Raw genomic sequence first — 2,122 nt, 5'->3', positions numbered from 1 at the left:
GCTTAAACAAATCCCCATTAGTTAGTCGGGAACTTCCGAAGGTGAAGGGGGTGCACGATGTCGAAGCACCGAAGTATAACCGCGAACAGATTCTGAAGAATCTGGAAGAAAGTAAACTTGCGAGGGAGAGTTCGAAGTTTAAACAGTATGTAGCGAAGGAAAAATCTATAATTGATAGTTGGAATCGGAATACTTCCAAATCTCCAATAAAAAATATGCCACTGGAAGAGTATGAAATGTATCGGACGAAGAGTGTTATCAACCCTGACTCGGATACAATGACATTAGGTAAATATGAACCTACAATTAGACCTGACGGGACTCAAGATTGGAGTACACCTGGTCCAAATTCATACATCAGCAAGGCTGGAGATACCACTTACTTCAGTTTAGGAGATGATTGGAATAAAATTACAGTTGAATATGGTTTGGATGCAGAAGGTAGAGACATGTTCAAATATTTCAATCAACCTGCACTAGATGATGCGGTTGCGCAAGGCAAGACTATTCGATTTTCTCATGATCCGACGTTGAAGATGTATGAAAAATCAGCTATAAGATGGGAATGGGATTATTTGATGGAACAACATGGATATAAGCGATTAAAACCAAAAGGGGACTACTGGTATGGAATTAAATAATATGGATATTTTATCGGACGAAATCTGTGATGTAGTTGAAAGAATATTTAAAGATAAGATTGATGGTATAGTGATTTATGATATGATTGATGAATCAAATCATCATACTTTCAAACTGAAGTTCCGCGTCTATAATTTTGCCGGGGTAAAATTTCAGTACGAGAATGATTTCTTCGAGATTTATGTTTTTTTCAATGGTGACGAGGGTTTACTGCTGTCTAAGGAAAATAGTCGTTACAGTGAAATAAGCGATTGGGACAGTTATTTAAAAGAAATCATGACAAAAATCGAGTCGTATATCCCAGAGAAATATCTAAAAGCCAAGGGTTGGCGATAAAAAAGAAGGAGGTATTGGTATGGTTCGAGAAAGTATGGAAGCTATAAAACAAGAAGTAATTGAACGGATTGAGCGTTCTTTTGGAGATAGGGCCTCTGATGTAACCATTTGTGAATTGGTCGATGTCCCAAATCATTATATATTACGCCTCATATTTAGGGCCTATGACTACTATTGGGTTCAATTTAATTATGACAATGATTTATGTGGGTTCTCTATTGATTTGGGTGATGAATTTGGAGCATCGCTTGAAAGCAAAATGCGTAGCTATATGGGAACAAAGGATTGGGATAACTACTTAAAAGAAATCATGGCAGAGATTGAATTACGCATTCCTGATGAATTCTTAAAAACTAAGGGATGGTTGTAAAATCTGTTTAAACTATAGTTTTACAACAGGCAAGTTCGCCTTTCTATGATAGAATAAATGAAACAAGAGTTTACCAATAAACCATTGGTAAACTCTTACTTTAAATAGAATTCTCTTTAAAACAATTCAATGAGCTCTATCAGTTGATGACGAGCTATACGTCCTTATTGGGAACAGACATCGCCTTGATGTCCGCTACAGGAAAAGAGTTGGCCCGTACAGATACTGTATTGGGACAAACAATGTTTTCTGGCTTGCAGTAGGGAGGTTCTATGAGTTACAAGATAAAATTTGATGATATTATCTCTGTTCAAGTGGAAAGTCAAAAGACGATGAATGCTTGGGAAGAGGACATCGCTAGTCTAAATAAGGCTATGAGCGACTTCATCAACAATCAAAATCTCCAAGGTCAGGCCATCTCGAGTATGCGCAGTTACCTAGTAGAGGTGCATGGGACTCTTCTTCAAACTCTGGTCAACCTGATGAATGACTACTCAACTAATCTCCTACTGTACAAGGATGGTTACTACCAGATTGATTCAAGCAATCATGCAAAGTTACCAGGTCAGGTGTTTACAACCCTTCATAGTGATTTAAAGAGTTCACGTGACAATCTAAAGAGTGAGATTGAGCTCTTGAACACGACCAAGGACAAGATTTCAGACTTGGTGAGCTATTCAGGAAGCAGTCATACCAGTACGGTCATGAACTATAACTTTCTCATGAATCAGGTCAAGAACTTGGACAACTCGATCATCCAGTATGAAAGTAATC

3 protein-coding genes and 1 pseudogene are annotated in these 2,122 nt (G+C 37.8%); all 4 read left to right on the top strand.

Annotated elements, in window-relative coordinates; genetic code table 11:
* Positions 1–641: pseudogene (locus tag PAN06_RS13945) on the top strand (hypothetical protein); the annotation flags it as partial.
* Entirely contained in the window at positions 628–978 is a 351-nt protein-coding gene (locus tag PAN06_RS13940) for a hypothetical protein (protein ID WP_269796626.1), read from the top strand. The pseudogene PAN06_RS13945 and the gene PAN06_RS13940, both read left to right, overlap by 14 nt.
* 19 nt (positions 979–997) lie before the next feature.
* Entirely contained in the window at positions 998–1,348 is a 351-nt protein-coding gene (locus PAN06_RS13935; RefSeq protein ID WP_049510033.1) for a hypothetical protein, read from the top strand.
* A 272-nt stretch (positions 1,349–1,620) separates the two neighbouring features.
* Positions 1,621–2,122: T7SS effector LXG polymorphic toxin (locus PAN06_RS13930; RefSeq protein WP_269796625.1), on the top strand; the 502-nt coding region annotated here is incomplete at its 3' end.

The sequence above is a fragment of the Streptococcus sp. SM3 genome (assembly GCF_027497875.1).
The sequence above is the reverse complement of the archived record's forward strand: the minus strand, read 5'-3'. Positions and strand labels throughout refer to the sequence as shown.

Excerpts from the sequence above, each read along its gene's own strand:
- PAN06_RS13935 (WP_049510033.1), top strand. The coding sequence starts at position 998 with ATGGTTCGAGAAAGTATGGAAGCTATAAAACAAGAAGTAATTGAACGG.
- PAN06_RS13940 (WP_269796626.1), top strand. The coding sequence starts at position 628 with ATGGAATTAAATAATATGGATATTTTATCGGACGAAATCTGTGATGTA.